Origin of the sequence: Streptomyces sp. NPDC001843, from assembly GCF_042891955.1 — a bacterium.
Classification (GTDB): Bacteria; Actinomycetota; Actinomycetes; order Streptomycetales; family Streptomycetaceae; genus Streptomyces.
Map to the genome: position 1 here is coordinate 162,463 of NZ_JBIATQ010000007.1, position 15,751 is coordinate 178,213.

A 15,751-nucleotide genomic window follows, 5' to 3' on the forward strand; every position below is an offset into this window, starting at 1 on the left:
TGTACCACGGACATTGGAGGCAGGGTCGCCCGAGTGTCTGCACCGTCCGCACGTCACTCCGTTCCGGGGACAAGTCGCTCGCGAGCCAGCCATCTGACGGTGTGGCGCGCGCTGGTCGGCGTGCGGTGGGGCGAATGTTTCGGTGCCGACGGCGATCCATGCGAGAGGTATTGACGCCGTTCACCGGTTCTCTATCATCGGGTTGCTCGGCATCTTCCCCTCTGCCTTCACCGCTGTACTTCGAACACCTCCCGGACGGCCTCGGCACCGGCGTCCCCGCCCCGCCTCACCTGGACGCTCCCTCCTGGTACCGGCCGTCAGGAGGCGTACGAGCTGGAACTGGACCGCTCTCATAGAGCAGCCCTGTTTCTGTGACTATGAAAAGCCCGGGCGCACGCTGACCGTGCGCCGGGCACCCTCGGCACCACTGAGTCCCGCGGCGTCCTACGCTCCGCAGATCGGGCTCACGTCGGCGTGGACGCCGTGCCCGTCGAGCCGCGTCCTGCCCAGCCTTGAGCGGGACGGTCCCTCGGCCTTGCCGCCCGTTTGCCGCTCTGGGCGTCTGACCTGCTGTTCCTATGATGTCTTGACGCTCGTTCGACACTGGTTCTGACGCAGCGTGACGCGGTCGTCCTGGGTCAGACGGCGCGGGTCGATCGCCAGCGGGCCGTGACGTCCCGGGAACCGGCGGACTACGGGGCGGCCAGGGGCGCAGCGCCTGTGGTCGGTGGTACTTCGTCGAGGCTGTCCTTCACGCAACCATGGCCGGGGCCAAAAGTCGTCGGTTGATTTCTTGAGGGCAGAGGGCGCGAAATGGATGTTCGGCAGCTGGAGTACTTCCTCGCGATTGTCGACCGCGGTGGGTTCAACCGTGCGGCCTCGGCTCTGTACGTGTCGCAGCCGTCGCTGTCACAGGCCGTGCGGGCACTGGAGCGGGATCTCGGTTCCGAGCTGTTCCATCGCATCGGACGCAGGGCGGTGCTGACGGAGGCCGGAAGGGCCCTGATCGAGCCTGCACGGGAGGCCGTGCGGAGTCTGCAGACGGCGCGGGCCAGTGTTGCGGCGGTGCACGAACTGCGCGAGGGGCGCCTGGACGTGGCATCCGTGCCGTCGCAGGCGGTGGAGCCGCTGACGAGTTTGGTGAGTGCCTTCAGCCACCGGTACCCCGGTGTCTCCGTGGCCATCAAAGCGGCGTTCACCGTGCGTGATGTGGTCGACATGGTGCGCACGGGTGCCGTGGAACTGGGGCTTTTGGCCTCCACCGGGCCGTTCTCCGACAAGGAGGTCGTCTCCCATGCGCTGGAGCGGCAGCGCTTCGTGCTGTTGGTGCCGGCCGACGGTCCGTTCGCCGGTCGGACGGCGGTGGAGTGCCGGGAGCTCGCAGGACAGCGGCTGATCGTCGGGCAGCCGGGTACCGGGATGCGCGCCTACGTCGACGCGCTGCGCGATCAGGGCATCGAGTTCACCATCGCCGCCGAGACGGAGCACCGGGTGTCGCTCATGCCCTTGGTACTGGCCGGGGTAGGGCTCGCGGTGGTCATGGATTCCTGGCGGGACCTCGCCCGGCGGCTGGGCGCCCGCGTCCTGGACATCGAGCCGGAGACCAGCTTGGACATCGCTCTCGTCAGCCGCCGCGGCAGCCTGTCGCCGGCAGCCGCCGCGTTCGTCACGACCGCCACCTCCGCCGCCGACGGATGATAGCCACCGCTTATAAGAGATATCCGCTTTGCGTCTTGGACGCCCCACGGACCGCCTTGCTGCAATCGACGGCATGACGACGAACCACCGCATTGCCCTGATCCCCGGCGACGGCATCGGCGCTGAGGTACTGCCCCCAGCACAGCAGGTGCTCGATGTCCTCGGCCGCCGCCACGGCTTCCGCCTGTCCTACACGTCGTACGACTGGTCGTGCGAGCGGTATCTGCGCGAGGGCGCCATGATGCCCGCCGACGGGATCGACCAGCTGCGTGAGAAGGACGCCATCCTGCTGGGCGCCGTGGGATACCCGGGGGTGCCCGACCACGTCTCGCTGTGGGGACTGCTGATCCCGATCCGGCGCAGCTTTCGCCAGTACGTCAACCTCCGGCCCGTCCGTGTCTTCGAAGGCATCGACAGTCCGGTGCGCGGCGCACGTCCGGGCGAGGTCGACATCGTCATCGTGCGGGAGAACGTCGAGGGCGAGTACAGCGAGATCGGCGGACGGCTGAACCAGGGCACGTCCGAGGAACTTGCTGTCCAGGAAGCGGTGTTCACCCGGGCCGGGGTGACCCGGATCGCCGACTACGCGTTCTCGCTCGCCGCCCGTCGTCGAGGGAGGCTCACCTCCGCCACCAAGTCCAACGGCATCATCCACACCATGCCGTTCTGGGACGAGCTGATCGCCGAACGGGCCGCCGAGCACCCCGGCGTCACCTGGGACCAGGAGCACATCGACGCGCTGGCGGCCAAGTTCGTCCTCGACCCCTCCCGCTTCGACGTCGTCGTCGCCTCCAACCTCTTCGGCGACATCCTCAGCGACCTCGCGGCCGCGGTCGCCGGATCCATCGGTATCGCCCCGGCGGCCAACCTCAACCCCGAGCGGGACTTTCCCTCGATGTTCGAGCCGGTGCACGGCTCCGCGCCCGACATCGCGGGCCAGGGCATCGCCAACCCGCTGGGCGCGATCTGGTCCGCGGCCATGATGCTCGACCACCTCGGCCATTCCGCCGCGGCCAGGGACGTCACGGACGCGATCGCGACGGTCCTGGCCAAGAGCGATACCCGCACTCGTGACCTGGGCGGAACCGCGACCACCACCGAGTTCACCGACAAGCTGATCGAGCTCCTCTGAGCCGTCTCCCTCCGCGGTGGGCGGCGGGGACGACGCCGCCCACCGGTCGTCGGGCACTCCCGCGCCCTCCGCCCTTTCCCGAGCCGCCTGCCACCGGCCCCGTGGCAGGGGCCGTTCCGCGTCCCGGTTGCGCCGCGTTCCTCCTCATCGGCGACGGGGTCATGCCCCCGGAACAGGAGCCTCACCCGCGTCCAGGACCAGCACCGCGACATGCAGGGACGTGCGCTGCAGACCTGATTCCAGGTCGCAGCCGAGGAGCCGTTCGATGGTGTGCAGGCGCTGGTAGTACGCCTGCCGGGACATACCGACGTGTTTCGCCGCGACCGACTTGTTCCCGGCCGCCGCCAGATAGGCGCGCAGCGCCGGGAGGAGATCGCCGCTGTTGCGGTCGTCGTGCTCTATGAGGCGGGTCAGCTGCCGTTCCGCGTACTGCTGAAGACGGGTGTCCTCCCGCAGGACGCCCAGCAGATCCGGCAGCCGGACGTCGGCGGGCACGTAGAACCACCGCTCCGGGGAGGCCGGTGTGATGGCATCGGCCGTCTGCTCGGCCTCCTGCCACGACCGGGCGATCCCGCCCAGGTCGGTCACCCCGGGGCCGACGGCGACGACTGCCCGCGGTCCGAGCTCTTCCCGGGTCAGACGGCCGATCCGCTCGGCGACCGGCTGCCAGGCGCTCGCCTGTGCCAGTGCCATGAGTACGCCGATCCGACCGGGGGCCGTCTCGCCGACCAGGGCGCGCACGCCCGTGTGCGTCAGCGCCTTCGCGATCCGTTCGTCGAGGTGCTCATCCGCAGTGCCGGTGCCGGTGCACGGGTGTCGAATGACCACGGCGAAGAGCCGGTGTCCGAAGGTAGGGAGCCCCAGCGCCTCCGTGCGGGCACGTGCGTCGGCGGGGGAGCGGAAACGCCGTTCGTACAGGTCTCGCAGTACGGAGCGGTGGGCCCGGCGCTCCCACCAGGCTTGACCCGCCAGGCGCGCCATGGTCAGCGCGACCGCCGCACTTTCCAGCACAAGAACGTGTTCCGGGTCGGGCTCGGCGTTCAGCCGGCCCTCCAGCAGGACCAGCCGCCCCCACGTCCCGCGGTGGTCCTGCACCGGCGCGATCAGCCACCCCTCCGGGCCGCTCGGCGCGATCCTCTCCGGCGTCGGTGCGGCCCGCGAACGCCGCGACCAGGCCGACACCACCGGCTCGTACGGCCGACCGAGCAGCTCGCACATGAGGACCCGGTGGGTGAGATCCTCCAGCACCACGGGGGCTCCGGTGAGCTCCGCGGTGGTGTGCACCAGTTCCTCGGGGCCGGCGCCCCGCAGCGTCAGGGCGGTGAAGATGTCCTGAATGTCCCTCCCGCGGCGCAGCAGGGCCCCTTGGGCGTCGAGGATGAGCGCGTGCACCGTCTGCGTGACGTCGATGAACCGGACGCCGCGGGCCAGCTCGACCAGCGGCACGTCACGAGCACGGCACGCCGCCACCAGCTCGTGGGGCACCTTCTGGTACCGGTAACCGAGCTCTACGATCAGGCCGGCCGTGCCGACATCCGCCAGCTGGTCGACGTAGCCGCGCAGCTCGGAGGCGTCCTCGGGATGCGGCATGCCGGTCGTCAGTACCAGCTCGCCGCCCTCCAGGAAGTCCGCGGGGTTGAGCAGCTCGGTGACATGCACCCAGCGCACCGGGCCGTCCAGTTGTGACTCGCCGGCCAGCACGCGCGGCATCCCTTCGGCGAGCACGGGCAGGCCCAGTACCTCCCTGAGGGTAGGGAAGTGCCCGGTTGCGTGGTGTCTGGGCGGCATAGGGGGTCTTTCATCCGAGGGAACCGGGCTCACCTTCGCACCGGCCACTCATCGTGACAAGAGGAGAGCCCTCATTCGCGCAGTCCGGCCGTCCGCAGTGACAGACCGTCTCGAGAAGGCCCCGAGTCGGAACACAGTGTGGGTTGACCTGCAGGTTCCGCCGGGCGGAAAGTGAACGCCATCCCCAGCAGGATCCGGACCGGAAAGGTCCGCACGGTATCCGCGCCGTGCTGGGACCCGACTGCCACCCAGACCACACCATCGAGAGGAGCGACCTCATGCGCATCCCCAAGCGGGTCGCCGTGATCGGTGCCGGCAGCATGGGCAGCCAGGCCATGTGGCGACTGGCCGCCCGCGGAGCCGAGGTCATCGGCTACGACCGGTACGCACCGGGTCACGACCGCGGCGCGGCCGGGGGCGAGAGCCGCATCTACCGAGCCGCCCACCTCGGCGAGCCCGCGTACGTTCCTCTGCTGCGGCTCGCGGACCGGATGTGGGAGCAGCTCCAGGCGGAGACGGGCCGGTCGCTGCGACGCCGCAGCGGCGGCCTGGTGATGGGAGAGGCCTCCTCGCCGTCCATGAGCCTCCTCCTCTCCACCAGCGCCGCCCAGGGGCTGGATCATGAGGTACTGGACCGGGAAGAACTAGCCCGCCGCTACCCACAGCACCGGCTCCCGGACGGACACACCGCCGTCCTCGACCGGTTGGGCGCCGTCATCAGGCCGGAGGCGTCCGTCCAGGCCGCCGCCGCCCGTGCCGAGCACCTGGGCGCCCGGCTGCACCGCTACACCACGGTGCGCGAGGTCGTCCCCGCGGCGGGTGGCGGGGTGCGGGTCGTCACCGACCAGGGCACGGACCACGTGGACGCCGCCGTGGTGACCGTGGGCCCCTGGATCAACACCCTGCTCCCGGACCTTCCCCGAACCATCGACGTCCGCCGGGTGGTCTGCTCCTGGCACCTGCCCACCCGCCACGACTGGTTCGCGGGCGGTGCTCCTCCCTTCGTGCGCGCCGCACCCCATGACTGCTTCGGAATCCCGTCGCCCGACGGCATCTCCGTCAAGCTCGGCCTCTCCTTCAAATACCATGCGGCGGTGCCCGAGCCCGAACGGTTCGACCGTACGGTCCGCCCCGAGGAACTCGGCACCTTCCGCGAGCTCATCGGCGAACTCATGCCCGACCTGAACCCCGACCCCATCAGGATGTCGGCCTACATGGAGGGCTACACGCAGTCCGGAAACCCGCTCGTCGGTCATCTCCCCGGCGAGGACGACATCATCGTGATGGCCGGGTTCTCGGGCAGCGGCTTCAAGATCTCGCCCGCGATGGGAGAGATCGCCGCCGACCTGGCGCTCGACGGCACCACGCAGCACCCCGTCGCCTTCCTCGCTCCGGCAGGAGTCGGCGCCGCCTGATCCCCGGCGTCGTCGGCGTCATCACCCCCCACTCCCGACATCTCTGTCATGAGCATGCAGAAAAAGGCCCATGTCGGCCCTGACCAGTACCCCGAAGCAAGAAGTGGAGCACTTCCATGCCCATTCCCTCGTTCCAGTTCCGCCCGAAGTACGTCTCGTTCGACTGCTACGGCACGTTGATCGAGTGGCCGATGACCCCCATCACGCGTGAACTCGTCGGCGACCAGATCCCGGCCGAGCACTGGGACCAGTTCGTCAAGGAGTTCCGCGGCTACCGCTACGACTCGGTCCTTGGCAAGTACTACCCCTACGAGCAGACTCTGCAGGACGCCTTCGAGGGGGTCTGCCGCAAGTGGGGCGTGAAGGCCGCTCCGGACGCCGGCAAGCGGTTCGCCGACGGCGTGCGCAGCTGGGGCCCGCACGCCGACGTGCCGGAACCCCTGAAGAAGATGGGCGAGAACTACAAGCTGGTGATCCTCTCCAACGCCGGCGACGCGTTCCTCGAGGAGAGCGTGCCCCGGCTCGGGGCGGACTTCCACGCGGTCTTCACCGCGGAGCAGGCCGGCTACTACAAGCCCCGGTACGCAGCGTTCGAGTACATGCTCGACCAGCTCGACGCGTCCCCCGAGGACTTCGTGCACGTCTCCTCGCACACCCGCTACGACCTGATGCCGATGCACGACATGGGCTTCCGCAACCTCGTCCTCCTGGACCGCGGCTGCGACCCGGTCACCCACGGCTACGACTACGTGACCGTCAAGTCGCTGAACGAGCTCAACCAGATGCTGGGCATCTGACGCGCTACGACGACGTCCCACCCCCCGGTCCGATCCGCACATCGTCCCTCGCATCACGGATTCCCCGCATCACGGATTCCCCGCATCACGGACTCCCCGTATCCGCCGTATCCCCAGCGTTCTCCAGGAGGCCCCGCCATGGAAAGCAACCGGACAAGCCGCAGAACCGTACTCCGCACCGCAGGCGCCCGGGCTGCCGCCCTGCAGGTCAACAGACACTTGAGCATCCCGATCGTCACGACCGCCCTGGCCCTCGCGCTCGCCGCGTGCGGGGCGAGCGGCACCCAGCAGAGCGTGGGGGCGAAGAGCACGGAGCAGGGCGGAGGATCCGGCTCGTCGGCCGAGCACACCGACGACATCTCGGTCGGCGTGAAGCCGGATGCCAAGGCCGTGAAGCTGCTGCCCGCGGCGGTGAAGGCCAAGGGCACGCTCTCGGTGGCCATGGACCTGACGTACCCGCCCACCACGTTCATGGCATCGGACAACAAGACCCCGATCGGGTTCAACCCGGACATGGCCCGGCTGATCGCCGCCAAGCTCGGCATGAAGCTGCAGATCGACAACGTCAAGTTCGACACCATCATCACCGGACTGCAGGCCGATCGGTACGACTTCACCGCCTCCACCATGGGCGCCACGAAGGACCGGCTGAAGGTGCTCGACATGGTCGACTACGTCAACTCCGGGACCGGAGTGTCCGTCCCCTACGGCAACCCGCAGAAGCTGGGCACCCACACACTGTGCGGGCACCGCGTCGGTGTCACCTCCGGCAGCACCCAGGAGCTGCAGTGGCTGCCCCAGCTGTCCAAGCAGGACTGTACGAGCAAGGGCAAGCCGGCCATCAAGCCGGTGACCCTGCCCAGCGTGAACGACGCTCTCACCCAGCTGGTCTCCAAGCGGATCGACGCGGTGATGTACGACTTCATCTCGCTCGGGTGGGCGGCCGAGCAGCAGCCCAAGACGTTCGACGTCCTGCAGCCCATGGTGACCACCAAGCCCGCGACCCTCGCCCTGAAGAAGGACTCGCCGCTGACCCCCGCGGTGCAGGCTGCCATCCAGTCGATCATCGACAGCCCCAAGTACGACCAGGCGCTGGGCCGCTGGGGTCTCAAGGGCCTCGGGATCAAGACCGCGGCCATGGCCGTCCCGCAGGACTGAGACGCCGATGGACGTGATCGAGACCACGACGACCAGGAGCCGACCGGTGCCCCCACTGCTGGCCGAAGAGAAGAAGCGGATCACGCCGAAGCGTCCGCGCGACTACGTCGCCTGGGCCGTCGCGATCACGATCGTCGCCGGCCTGGTGTGGACCGCGGTGACGAACGAGAACTATCGCTGGCCGGTGGTGTTCAGCTACTTCACCACTCAGACCATCCTCAACGGCCTGCTGATCACGCTGCTCCTGACCGTGGTCAGCATGGCCCTGGGCACGCTGCTGGGGCTGGTGCTGGCGGTGATGCGCATGTCGCACCAGCGGCCCGTCTCCGGGCTGGCCCAGCTGTACATCACCTTCTTCCGCGGCACCCCGGTGCTCGTGCAGTTGATCTTCTGGTTCAACATCGCGGCGCTCTACCCGAACCTGTCGATCAGTGTGCCGTTCACCGACGTCTCCACGCCGGTGAACGTGAACGCGATCATGACGCCGATGACCGCGGCCATCGTGGGGCTGACGCTCAACCAGGCCGCGTACATGTCCGAGATCATCCGCGGCGGGTTCGCCTCGGTCAGCCGCGGACAGCACGAGGCCGCGGACTCCCTGGGCATGTCCGGGTTCACCAAGCTCCGGCACGTGATCATCCCGCAGACCATGCCTGCGATCATCCCGGCCACCGGCAATCAGGTGATCGGCATGCTCAAGGAGACCTCGCTGGTGAGCGTGCTCGGCGTCGCCGACCTGCTGCAGAGCGCACAGGCGATCTACGCCCGCAACTACCAGACGATTCCGCTGCTGATCGTGGCCAGCCTCTGGTACCTGATCATGACGCTGGTGCTGAGCGTGCCGCAGTCCATGATCGAGCGCCGTTTCTCCCGCTCGACCCGGGCACGGCTGACCCCGGCCGCCATCGCGGCCGAGCCCGGGGCCGGCCAGCCAGTTCCCACCGCGAGGGAGTCGCTGCTGTGAACGCCGACGGAACGATCGTCGCACGCAAGCTCTGCAAGAGCTTCGGACGTCACCAGGTCCTGCACGACATCGACCTGAACGTCGCGGCCGGGGAGATCTCCTGCATCATCGGTCCGAGCGGCTCGGGCAAATCAACGCTGCTGCGGTGTGTCAATGGGCTGGAGACCGTCGACCGCGGAGTCCTGCGGGTCAACGGAGAGGACTTCGGCTACGTCGAGAAGGACGACGCCTACCACGCCGTCCGACCGCAGCGGCTGGCCGAGCAGCGCGCCCGCGTCGGCATGGTCTTCCAGCAGTTCAACCTGTTCCCCAACATGACCGCCGAAAGCAACGTCATGTCCGGACCGGTGCTGGTGCAGAAGAAGGACCGCGCCGCCTGCCGGGAGCGGGCGCGGGAACTGCTGGCCAGGGTCGGCCTGGAAGGGTGCGGCCACAAGTACCCCGCCCAGCTCTCCGGCGGCCAGCAGCAGCGCGTGGCCATCGCCCGCGCGCTCGCGATGGAACCCACCATCATGCTGTTCGACGAACCCACCAGCGCGCTGGACCCCGAGCGCGTGGGCGAAGTCCTCGCCGTCATGCGCGACCTCGCCGGCAACGGCATGACCATGCTGCTCGTCACCCACGAGATGGCCTTCGCCCGCGAGGTCGCCGACGAAGTGCTGTTCATGGACGAAGGCATCGCAGTCGAACGCGGCGACGCACGCGAAGTGCTGGCCAATCCGCGGGAGAAACGAACCCAGGAGTTCCTCGAAAGGGTGCTCTAGAAGCAGCCCGGACATGCGGTGGCGGCTCCGGCCTCCGGGCGTGCCGGTCCTGGTCTGCAACGCCCTCCAGTGACGTCGATCCGACCGTCACAGCGCTGACAGCGCGGTCGGCCGGGCCCCTGTGGGCGCCGGGTCGCCCACACTTCGAAACTCCCCGCCAAAGGACCCCGAATGAAGACGATTCCCTACTGGATAGAAACCGCCGGGGCGTTTCCCGACCGATCCGGCAAGCCGCTGACCGAGGACACCGACCTGGTGGTCGTCGGCGCCGGCCTGACGGGCCTGTCCACCGCCCTGCACTCCGCCCGCAAGGGCGCCCGCGTCACCCTCGTCGAGAAGGGCCAGATCGGCTCCGGTGCCTCCGCACGCAACGGCGGCATGGCCAACCTGGGCTTCACCATCGGCGTGGGCCAGGCCATCCACCGGTACGGACTCGAACGGGCCCGCGAGATCTACAACTCCTACGGCGAGGCCGTGGACACCGTCGAGCGGCTCGTGAACGAGGAGTCCATCGACTGCCAGTTCCGCCGCGTCGGACGCCTGGGCGTCGCGTCCCGCCCCGCCCACTTCGAGAGCAAGAAGGCCCAACAGCACGACCTGGCCAAGTACTTCGGCCACGAGACCACTCTGATCGGCAAGGCCGAACTGCGGTCCGAGATCGGCTCCGACGCCTACCACGGCGGCCTGCTCGACCCGTTCAGCGCCGCCCTGCACGTCGGCCGCTTCGTGCGCGGTATGGCCGAGGCGTGCGAGCGCACCGGTGTCGAGATCCACGAGCGCAACGCGGCCATCGGCGTGCGGCGTACCGCCGCCGGCCGGTTCGAGGTCAGTACCGAGCGCGGTGTGATCCGTGCCGCGCAGGTCATGATGGCCACCGACGCCTACACCGACAAGAACTTCCCGTGGCTGCGCCGCCAGCAGGTCTGCGTGGGCAGCTTCATCATCGTCACCGAGCCGCTCGGCGAGGAACTCGCCCGGGACATCATCCCCAAGGCCCGCCTCATCGTCGACTCCAACAAGGTCTGCCACTACTTCCGGCTCACCCCGGACAACCGGCTGCTGTTCGGAGGCCGCGCCCGCTTCGCACCGTCCGACCCCACCTCGGACAAGAAGAGCGGGGCCGTCCTGTTCCGCGAGATGTGCGGGATCTTCCCCCAGCTCTCCCGCACCAGGATCGAGTACGTGTGGGGCGGCTCCGTCGGCTTCGCCATGGACCGCATCGTGCACGCCGGGCAGACCGAGGACGGCGTCTACTACTCCATGGGATACGCCGGCCACGGCGTGCAGATGGCCACCCACATGGGTCAGGTCATGGCCGAGGTGATGGACGGCCACCCCGAGGTCAGCCCCGTCCGCGACATCGCCCCGCCCCGCATCCCCCTCTACAACGGCACCGCCTGGTTCCTGCCCTTCGCGGGCGCCTACTACAAGACGCTCGACCGCATCCGCTGACCGGTCGGCAGCCTCCGTACACCTACAAGGAGATACCCACGATGACTGTCGTCCGTGATGTTCCCAAGCAGCTGTTCATCGGCGGCGATTGGCAGGACGCGGAGTCCGGCCGGACCCTGACCGTCGACAACCCGGCCACCGGCGAGGAACTGTGCCAGGTCGCCGACGCCTCACCCGGCGACGGCCGGCGTGCCGTCGAGGCGGCGGTCGCCGCGCAGGCCGCCTGGGCGGCCACCCCGCCGCGTGTGCGCAGCGAGATCCTGCGCCGCGCCTACGACATCATCATCGCGCGCACCGAGGACCTCGCGCTGCTGATGACCTTGGAGATGGGCAAGCCCCTGGCCGAAGCGCGTGCCGAGGTCGCCTACGCGGCGGAGTTCTTCCGCTGGTTCTCCGAGGAAGCCGTCCGTATCGACGGCGGCATGATGACCGCCCCCGACGGCAGGAACCGACTGCTGGTCACCCGTCAGCCCGTCGGCCCCTGTCTGCTCATCACTCCCTGGAACTTCCCCCTGGCGATGGGCACCCGCAAGATCGGCCCCGCCATCGCCGCCGGCTGCACCATCGTCCTCAAACCGGCCCCCCAGACGCCCCTGTCCAGCCTCGTCCTGGCGGAGATCCTCACCGAAGCGGGTCTGCCTGCCGGTGTGCTGAACGTCGTCACCACCGCCGATGCCGCCGGCGTCGTCGAACCCCTCCTGCGCGGCGGGCAGGTCCGCAAGCTGTCCTTCACCGGCTCCACCCAGGTCGGCCGGATCCTGCTGGCCCAGTGCGCCGACACCGTCATCCGCACCTCCATGGAACTGGGCGGCAACGCCCCCCTCATCGTCTTCGACGACGCCGACCTCGACGTGGCCGTCGAGGGCACCATGGTCGCCAAGATGCGCAACATGGGCGAGTCCTGCTGCGCGGCCAACCGCATCTTCGTTCACACCTCCGTCGCCGAGGAGTTCGCCTCCCGCCTCGCCGCACGCATGTCCTCCCTCACCGTCGGACCCGGCACCGAACCCGGCACGGACGTCGGCCCCCTCATCGACAACGCCGGCCGCAGCAAGGCCCACGACCTGGTGCGGGACGCCGTCAAGCGGGGCGCCACCGTCCTGACCGGCGGTGAACTCCCCGAGGGACCGGGCTGCTTCTACCCGCCCACCGTCCTCACCGGTATCGCCCCCGACTCCGCGATCATCGACACCGAGATCTTCGGCCCCGTCGCCGCGATCCGCACCTTCGAGACCGAGGACGAGGCCGTCGCCGCGGCCAACGACACCGAATTCGGTCTGGCCGCCTACCTGTTCACCCAGAACCTCGATCGTGCCCTGCGTGCCGCCGAGCGCCTCGAAAGCGGCATGATCGGCATCAACACCGGGCTGGTCTCCAACCCCGCCGCGCCCTTCGGCGGCGTCAAGCAGTCCGGCCTGGGCCGCGAAGGCGGACGCGTCGGCATCGACGAGTTCCTGGAGTACAAGTACCTGGCCGTCCCCGTCGGAGGCTGACATGCGCGACCGACTCGTCGTCCTCTACCGCGGCAACCGGCCTCCCGCCACCGCACGCATCGAAAGCCTCGCGGACACCGTCTACGCCACCGAGGAGGAATTGCCGTACCTCCTCCCCGGCGCCGACGTCCTCCTGGCCTGGGTGACCATCACCCCGGCCATCCGGGAGGCGTGGCCCGACGATCCGCGGAAGGCGCCCCGCTGGGTCCACGCGTCCTCCGCGGGCGTGGACTCCTTCCTGTTCCCCGCCCTGGTGGACGATCCGCACGTTGTCCTGACCAACGCCCGCGGGGTCTACGAGCAGCCGACCGCCGAGTACGTCCTGGGCCTGATCCTCGCCCTCGCCAAGGACTTCCCCGGCACGTGGGAGCACCAGCGGCGCCGCGAGTGGCGTCCGCGCCCCAGTGACGGCATCACCGGACGCACCGTGCTGGTCTGGGGGACGGGGCCGATCGGCCGGGCCATCGCCCGGCTGTTGCGCGCCGTCGGGATGCGGGTGAGCGGTGCGGGCCGCGAGTCCCGCACGGACGACCCCGACTTCGGCACGGTCCACGGTGCGACGACCCTGCGCTCCGCCCTGACAGAAGCGGACTACGTCGTCCTGGCCGCCCCCCTCACCCAGGACACCCGGGGCATGGTCGACGCCCCCGTGCTCGCCGCCATGAAGCCGGGGGCGCGGCTGATCAACGTAGGCCGGGGCGGACTCGTCGACGAGGAGGCGCTGGTCGACCACCTCTTCGCCGGACGGCTCGCCGGCGCAGCCCTGGACGTGTTCGCCCGGGAACCACTGCCTGCCGAATCATCTCTGTGGAACATGCCCGGCGTGATGATCTCCCCGCACACGGCGGGCGAGACCACCAGCGAGCGGGAGGCGCTTGTCGAGGTGTTCCTCGACAACTTCGCCCGCCGCCTCGAGGGCCGACCGCTGCGCAACGTGGTGGACAAGCAGCGCGGATACGTGGTCGACGACGCACACCGCGCCTGAAGTCGATCAGCGCGGGGCGGAGTGCGTGGTGATTCCGGAGCCCTTACGGAAGGCCTGACGGGTGGGACGCCACCGGCTTCGGTGCCGTCCGCCCGCAAGTCTCACGTGCCTCTCTCACTTGTCGACCAGGGACATGTGGTGCTCGTTGTAGCGGTCGCCCCGTACGCCCACCCGGCCGGCCAGTTCATTCAGGTCGGCCAGTTCGTCGGCGGAGAGCGGCAGTCGAGTGGCGCCGGTGTTCTCCTCCACGCGGGACAGGCGTCGTGTGCCTGGGATCGGGACGATCGACGGGTGCTGGGCGAGGAGCCAGGCGAGGGCTACCTGGCCGGATGTGGCGCCCTTGGCCCGGGCGAGCGTCGCGACATGGTCCACGAGAGCCTGGTTCGCCGCGCGGTTCTCGGCGGTGAAACGGGGGATGGTGGTGCGGACGTCGCCGTCCGTGAACGACGTGGACGCGTCGACCGTCCCGGTCAGGAATCCCTTGCCGAGCGGGCTGAACGGCACGAAGCCGATGCCGAGGGCCGCACACGTGGGCAGCACCTCCGGCTCGGGGTCCCGGGTCCACAGCGAGTACTCGCTCTGCACCGCCGTCACCGGGTGCACCGCGTGGGCGCGGCGGATGGTCCGCGCACCGGCCTCCGAGAGCCCGAAGCAGCGGACCTTGCCCTCCTGGACCAGTTCGCCCACCGTGCCGGCGACGTCCTCGACCGGCACGTCCGGGTCGACGCGGTGCTGGTAGAACAGGTCGATCGTGTCCACTCCGAGACGCCTGAGGGAGGCGTCGGCCACGGCACGGATCTGCTCGGGGCGGCTGTCGAGACCGGCGGGCGCGCCGTTCTCGATGCGGAAACCGAACTTGGTGGCGATCACCACCTGGTCGCGCAGCGGGGCGAGGGCCTCTCCGACGAGTTCCTCGTTGACGTACGGGCCGTACACCTCCGCGGTGTCGAAGAACGTGACGCCGCGTTCGACGGCGCCGCGGAGTACGGCGATCATGTCCTTGCGGTCACCGGGGTTCGGGCCGTAGCTCTGGGACATGCCCATGGCGCCGAGCCCGATCGCGGAGACGCGCAGATCCCGTCCAAGCGTTCGTGTGTGCATCGTGCTCCTCCTCGCAGTCACCTGTCGTGGTCGAAGGTCAGGACGACGCGTTCCCGCAGAGCGCCCTGTTCGAGCCGTGTGTGCGCGGCCGCCGCGTCGTCCGCGTCGAAGGGCAGGGCGGCGCGCAGGGAGATCGTGCCGTCCTCGGCCTGGTCGCGAAGCCGTACGAGCGCGTCGCGGTCCCCGTCCCGTTCCCGCACATTGAGGTGCTTGACCCAGATGCCGCGCCCGGGGTCGCCGTCCCAGAAGCGCAGGACCCCGACCTGGCCGCCGTCCCGAACGGCGGGAGCGATCCGCTCGTGCAGCAGGGCCGCGTCCGCCACCGCGTCCACCGGGCCGCCCAGTTCCTTCAGTACGCGCTCGGCGATGTCGGGGCCGCGGGGCACGAGTGTCTGCGCGCCGAGCGAACGGAGCAGGTCCGCGTCGTCCTCCGCCGCGACGGCTACGACGTGCAGGCCCTCCGCGGCGCCGAGTTCGACCAGGTAGCCGCCGACCGAGCCGGCGGCGCCGGTGACCAGGAGGCTGCCGCCCGGGGGCAGGCGGAAGGCGTCGAGCACGTTCCGGGCGGTGAGCGCGTTGTTCAGGAAGCCGGCCGCCGCGGCGGCGGAGGCGCCTGTGGGGGCCAGGACCACGGACCGTGCGGAAAGCGCGAGATGTGAGCTGTAGCCGCCGTGGCTGCCCAGATTGTCCACGAACCCGACGACGCGGGCACCGGCCACCAGGCCCCAGCGGGGATCCACCCCGCTGCCGACCTCCTCGATCGTGCCGGCGACCTCCATCCCGGGGACGAACGGGGGAGTGAGCCCCTGGTACATCCGCTGCAGCTGCCCGGAGCGGAGCATCGCGTCGACGGGGTTCACACCGGCGGCGTGGACCCGCACCAGCACCTCCTGCGCTCCGGGGTGCGGGTCGGGGATGTCGAACGGCCGCAGCACTTCCGGGCCGCCGTATTCGGTCAGTCCTATGACTTTCATCGGGAGATCCTCACCTTCCTGTGTTCGCCG

General features: G+C 69.5%; 13 protein-coding genes. 10 read left to right on the top strand and 3 right to left on the bottom strand.

Translation table 11 applies throughout. From position 1 onward, the window contains the following. The first annotated feature begins 813 nt into the window (after nt 1-813). Both ACFYZQ_RS19425 and ACFYZQ_RS19430 read left to right on the top strand, forming a co-directional pair. Nucleotides 814-1,698 carry a LysR family transcriptional regulator gene (locus ACFYZQ_RS19425; protein WP_389148846.1) on the top strand — a complete coding sequence of 295 codons (885 nt, stop codon included), beginning with the start codon at nt 814-816 and terminating at the stop codon, nt 1,696-1,698. 73 nt (nt 1,699-1,771) lie between these two features. After that, a complete protein-coding gene (locus ACFYZQ_RS19430) occupies nt 1,772-2,830 on the top strand; it encodes a tartrate dehydrogenase (RefSeq protein WP_389148848.1) in 1,059 nt (352 codons plus the stop codon). A gap of 159 nt (nt 2,831-2,989) precedes the next feature. On the opposite strand, the gene ACFYZQ_RS19435 is transcribed toward ACFYZQ_RS19430, so the two are convergent. Beyond that, complete coding sequence (locus ACFYZQ_RS19435) at nt 2,990-4,618, bottom strand: PucR family transcriptional regulator (protein WP_389148852.1); 1,629 nt, start codon at nt 4,616-4,618, stop codon at nt 2,990-2,992. 278 nt (nt 4,619-4,896) lie between these two features. Here ACFYZQ_RS19435 and solA point away from each other — a divergent pair, with 278 nt between their 5' ends. The 8 genes from solA (at nt 4,897) to ACFYZQ_RS19475 (ending at nt 13,646) form a co-directional block, all read left to right on the top strand. Continuing rightward, on the top strand, nt 4,897-6,033 hold the full coding sequence (gene solA / locus ACFYZQ_RS19440) for an N-methyl-L-tryptophan oxidase (RefSeq protein WP_389148855.1): 1,137 nt from the start codon (nt 4,897-4,899) through the stop codon (nt 6,031-6,033). Nucleotides 6,034-6,149: 116 nt separating this feature from the next. Then, nucleotides 6,150-6,830, top strand: a complete 681-nt coding sequence (locus tag ACFYZQ_RS19445) for a haloacid dehalogenase type II (protein ID WP_232652161.1) — start codon at nt 6,150-6,152, stop codon at nt 6,828-6,830. A gap of 219 nt (nt 6,831-7,049) precedes the next feature. Then, a complete protein-coding gene (locus ACFYZQ_RS19450; RefSeq protein WP_389148858.1) occupies nt 7,050-7,988 on the top strand; it encodes an ABC transporter substrate-binding protein in 939 nt (312 codons plus the stop codon). A gap of 7 nt (nt 7,989-7,995) precedes the next feature. After that, on the top strand, nt 7,996-8,952 hold the full coding sequence (locus ACFYZQ_RS19455) for an amino acid ABC transporter permease (protein WP_389148861.1): 957 nt from the start codon (nt 7,996-7,998) through the stop codon (nt 8,950-8,952). Continuing rightward, nucleotides 8,949-9,716 carry an amino acid ABC transporter ATP-binding protein gene (locus ACFYZQ_RS19460; RefSeq protein ID WP_389148864.1) on the top strand — a complete coding sequence of 256 codons (768 nt, stop codon included), beginning with the start codon at nt 8,949-8,951 and terminating at the stop codon, nt 9,714-9,716. The genes ACFYZQ_RS19455 and ACFYZQ_RS19460 overlap by 4 nt, the downstream gene beginning before the upstream one ends. Before the next feature lie 171 nt (nt 9,717-9,887). After that, the gene (locus tag ACFYZQ_RS19465) at nt 9,888-11,168 is read left to right on the top strand and encodes an NAD(P)/FAD-dependent oxidoreductase (protein WP_389148867.1); all 1,281 of its coding nucleotides are present in this window, start codon (nt 9,888-9,890) and stop codon (nt 11,166-11,168) included. A gap of 41 nt (nt 11,169-11,209) precedes the next feature. Then, on the top strand, nt 11,210-12,661 hold the full coding sequence (locus ACFYZQ_RS19470) for an NAD-dependent succinate-semialdehyde dehydrogenase (RefSeq protein WP_389148870.1): 1,452 nt from the start codon (nt 11,210-11,212) through the stop codon (nt 12,659-12,661). Between the two features lies 1 nt (nt 12,662). Beyond that, complete coding sequence (locus ACFYZQ_RS19475; RefSeq protein ID WP_389148872.1) at nt 12,663-13,646, top strand: D-2-hydroxyacid dehydrogenase; 984 nt, start codon at nt 12,663-12,665, stop codon at nt 13,644-13,646. A gap of 114 nt (nt 13,647-13,760) precedes the next feature. Here ACFYZQ_RS19475 and ACFYZQ_RS19480 read toward each other — a convergent pair whose 3' ends face one another. Together ACFYZQ_RS19480 and ACFYZQ_RS19485 are read right to left on the bottom strand one after the other, a co-directional pair. Beyond that, nucleotides 13,761-14,747, bottom strand: coding sequence for an aldo/keto reductase (locus ACFYZQ_RS19480; protein WP_389148875.1), 987 nt, complete (start codon nt 14,745-14,747; stop codon nt 13,761-13,763). 17 nt (nt 14,748-14,764) lie between these two features. Then, on the bottom strand, nt 14,765-15,721 hold the full coding sequence (locus ACFYZQ_RS19485) for a zinc-binding alcohol dehydrogenase family protein (protein ID WP_389148879.1): 957 nt from the start codon (nt 15,719-15,721) through the stop codon (nt 14,765-14,767). Nucleotides 15,722-15,751: the final 30 nt, after the last annotated feature.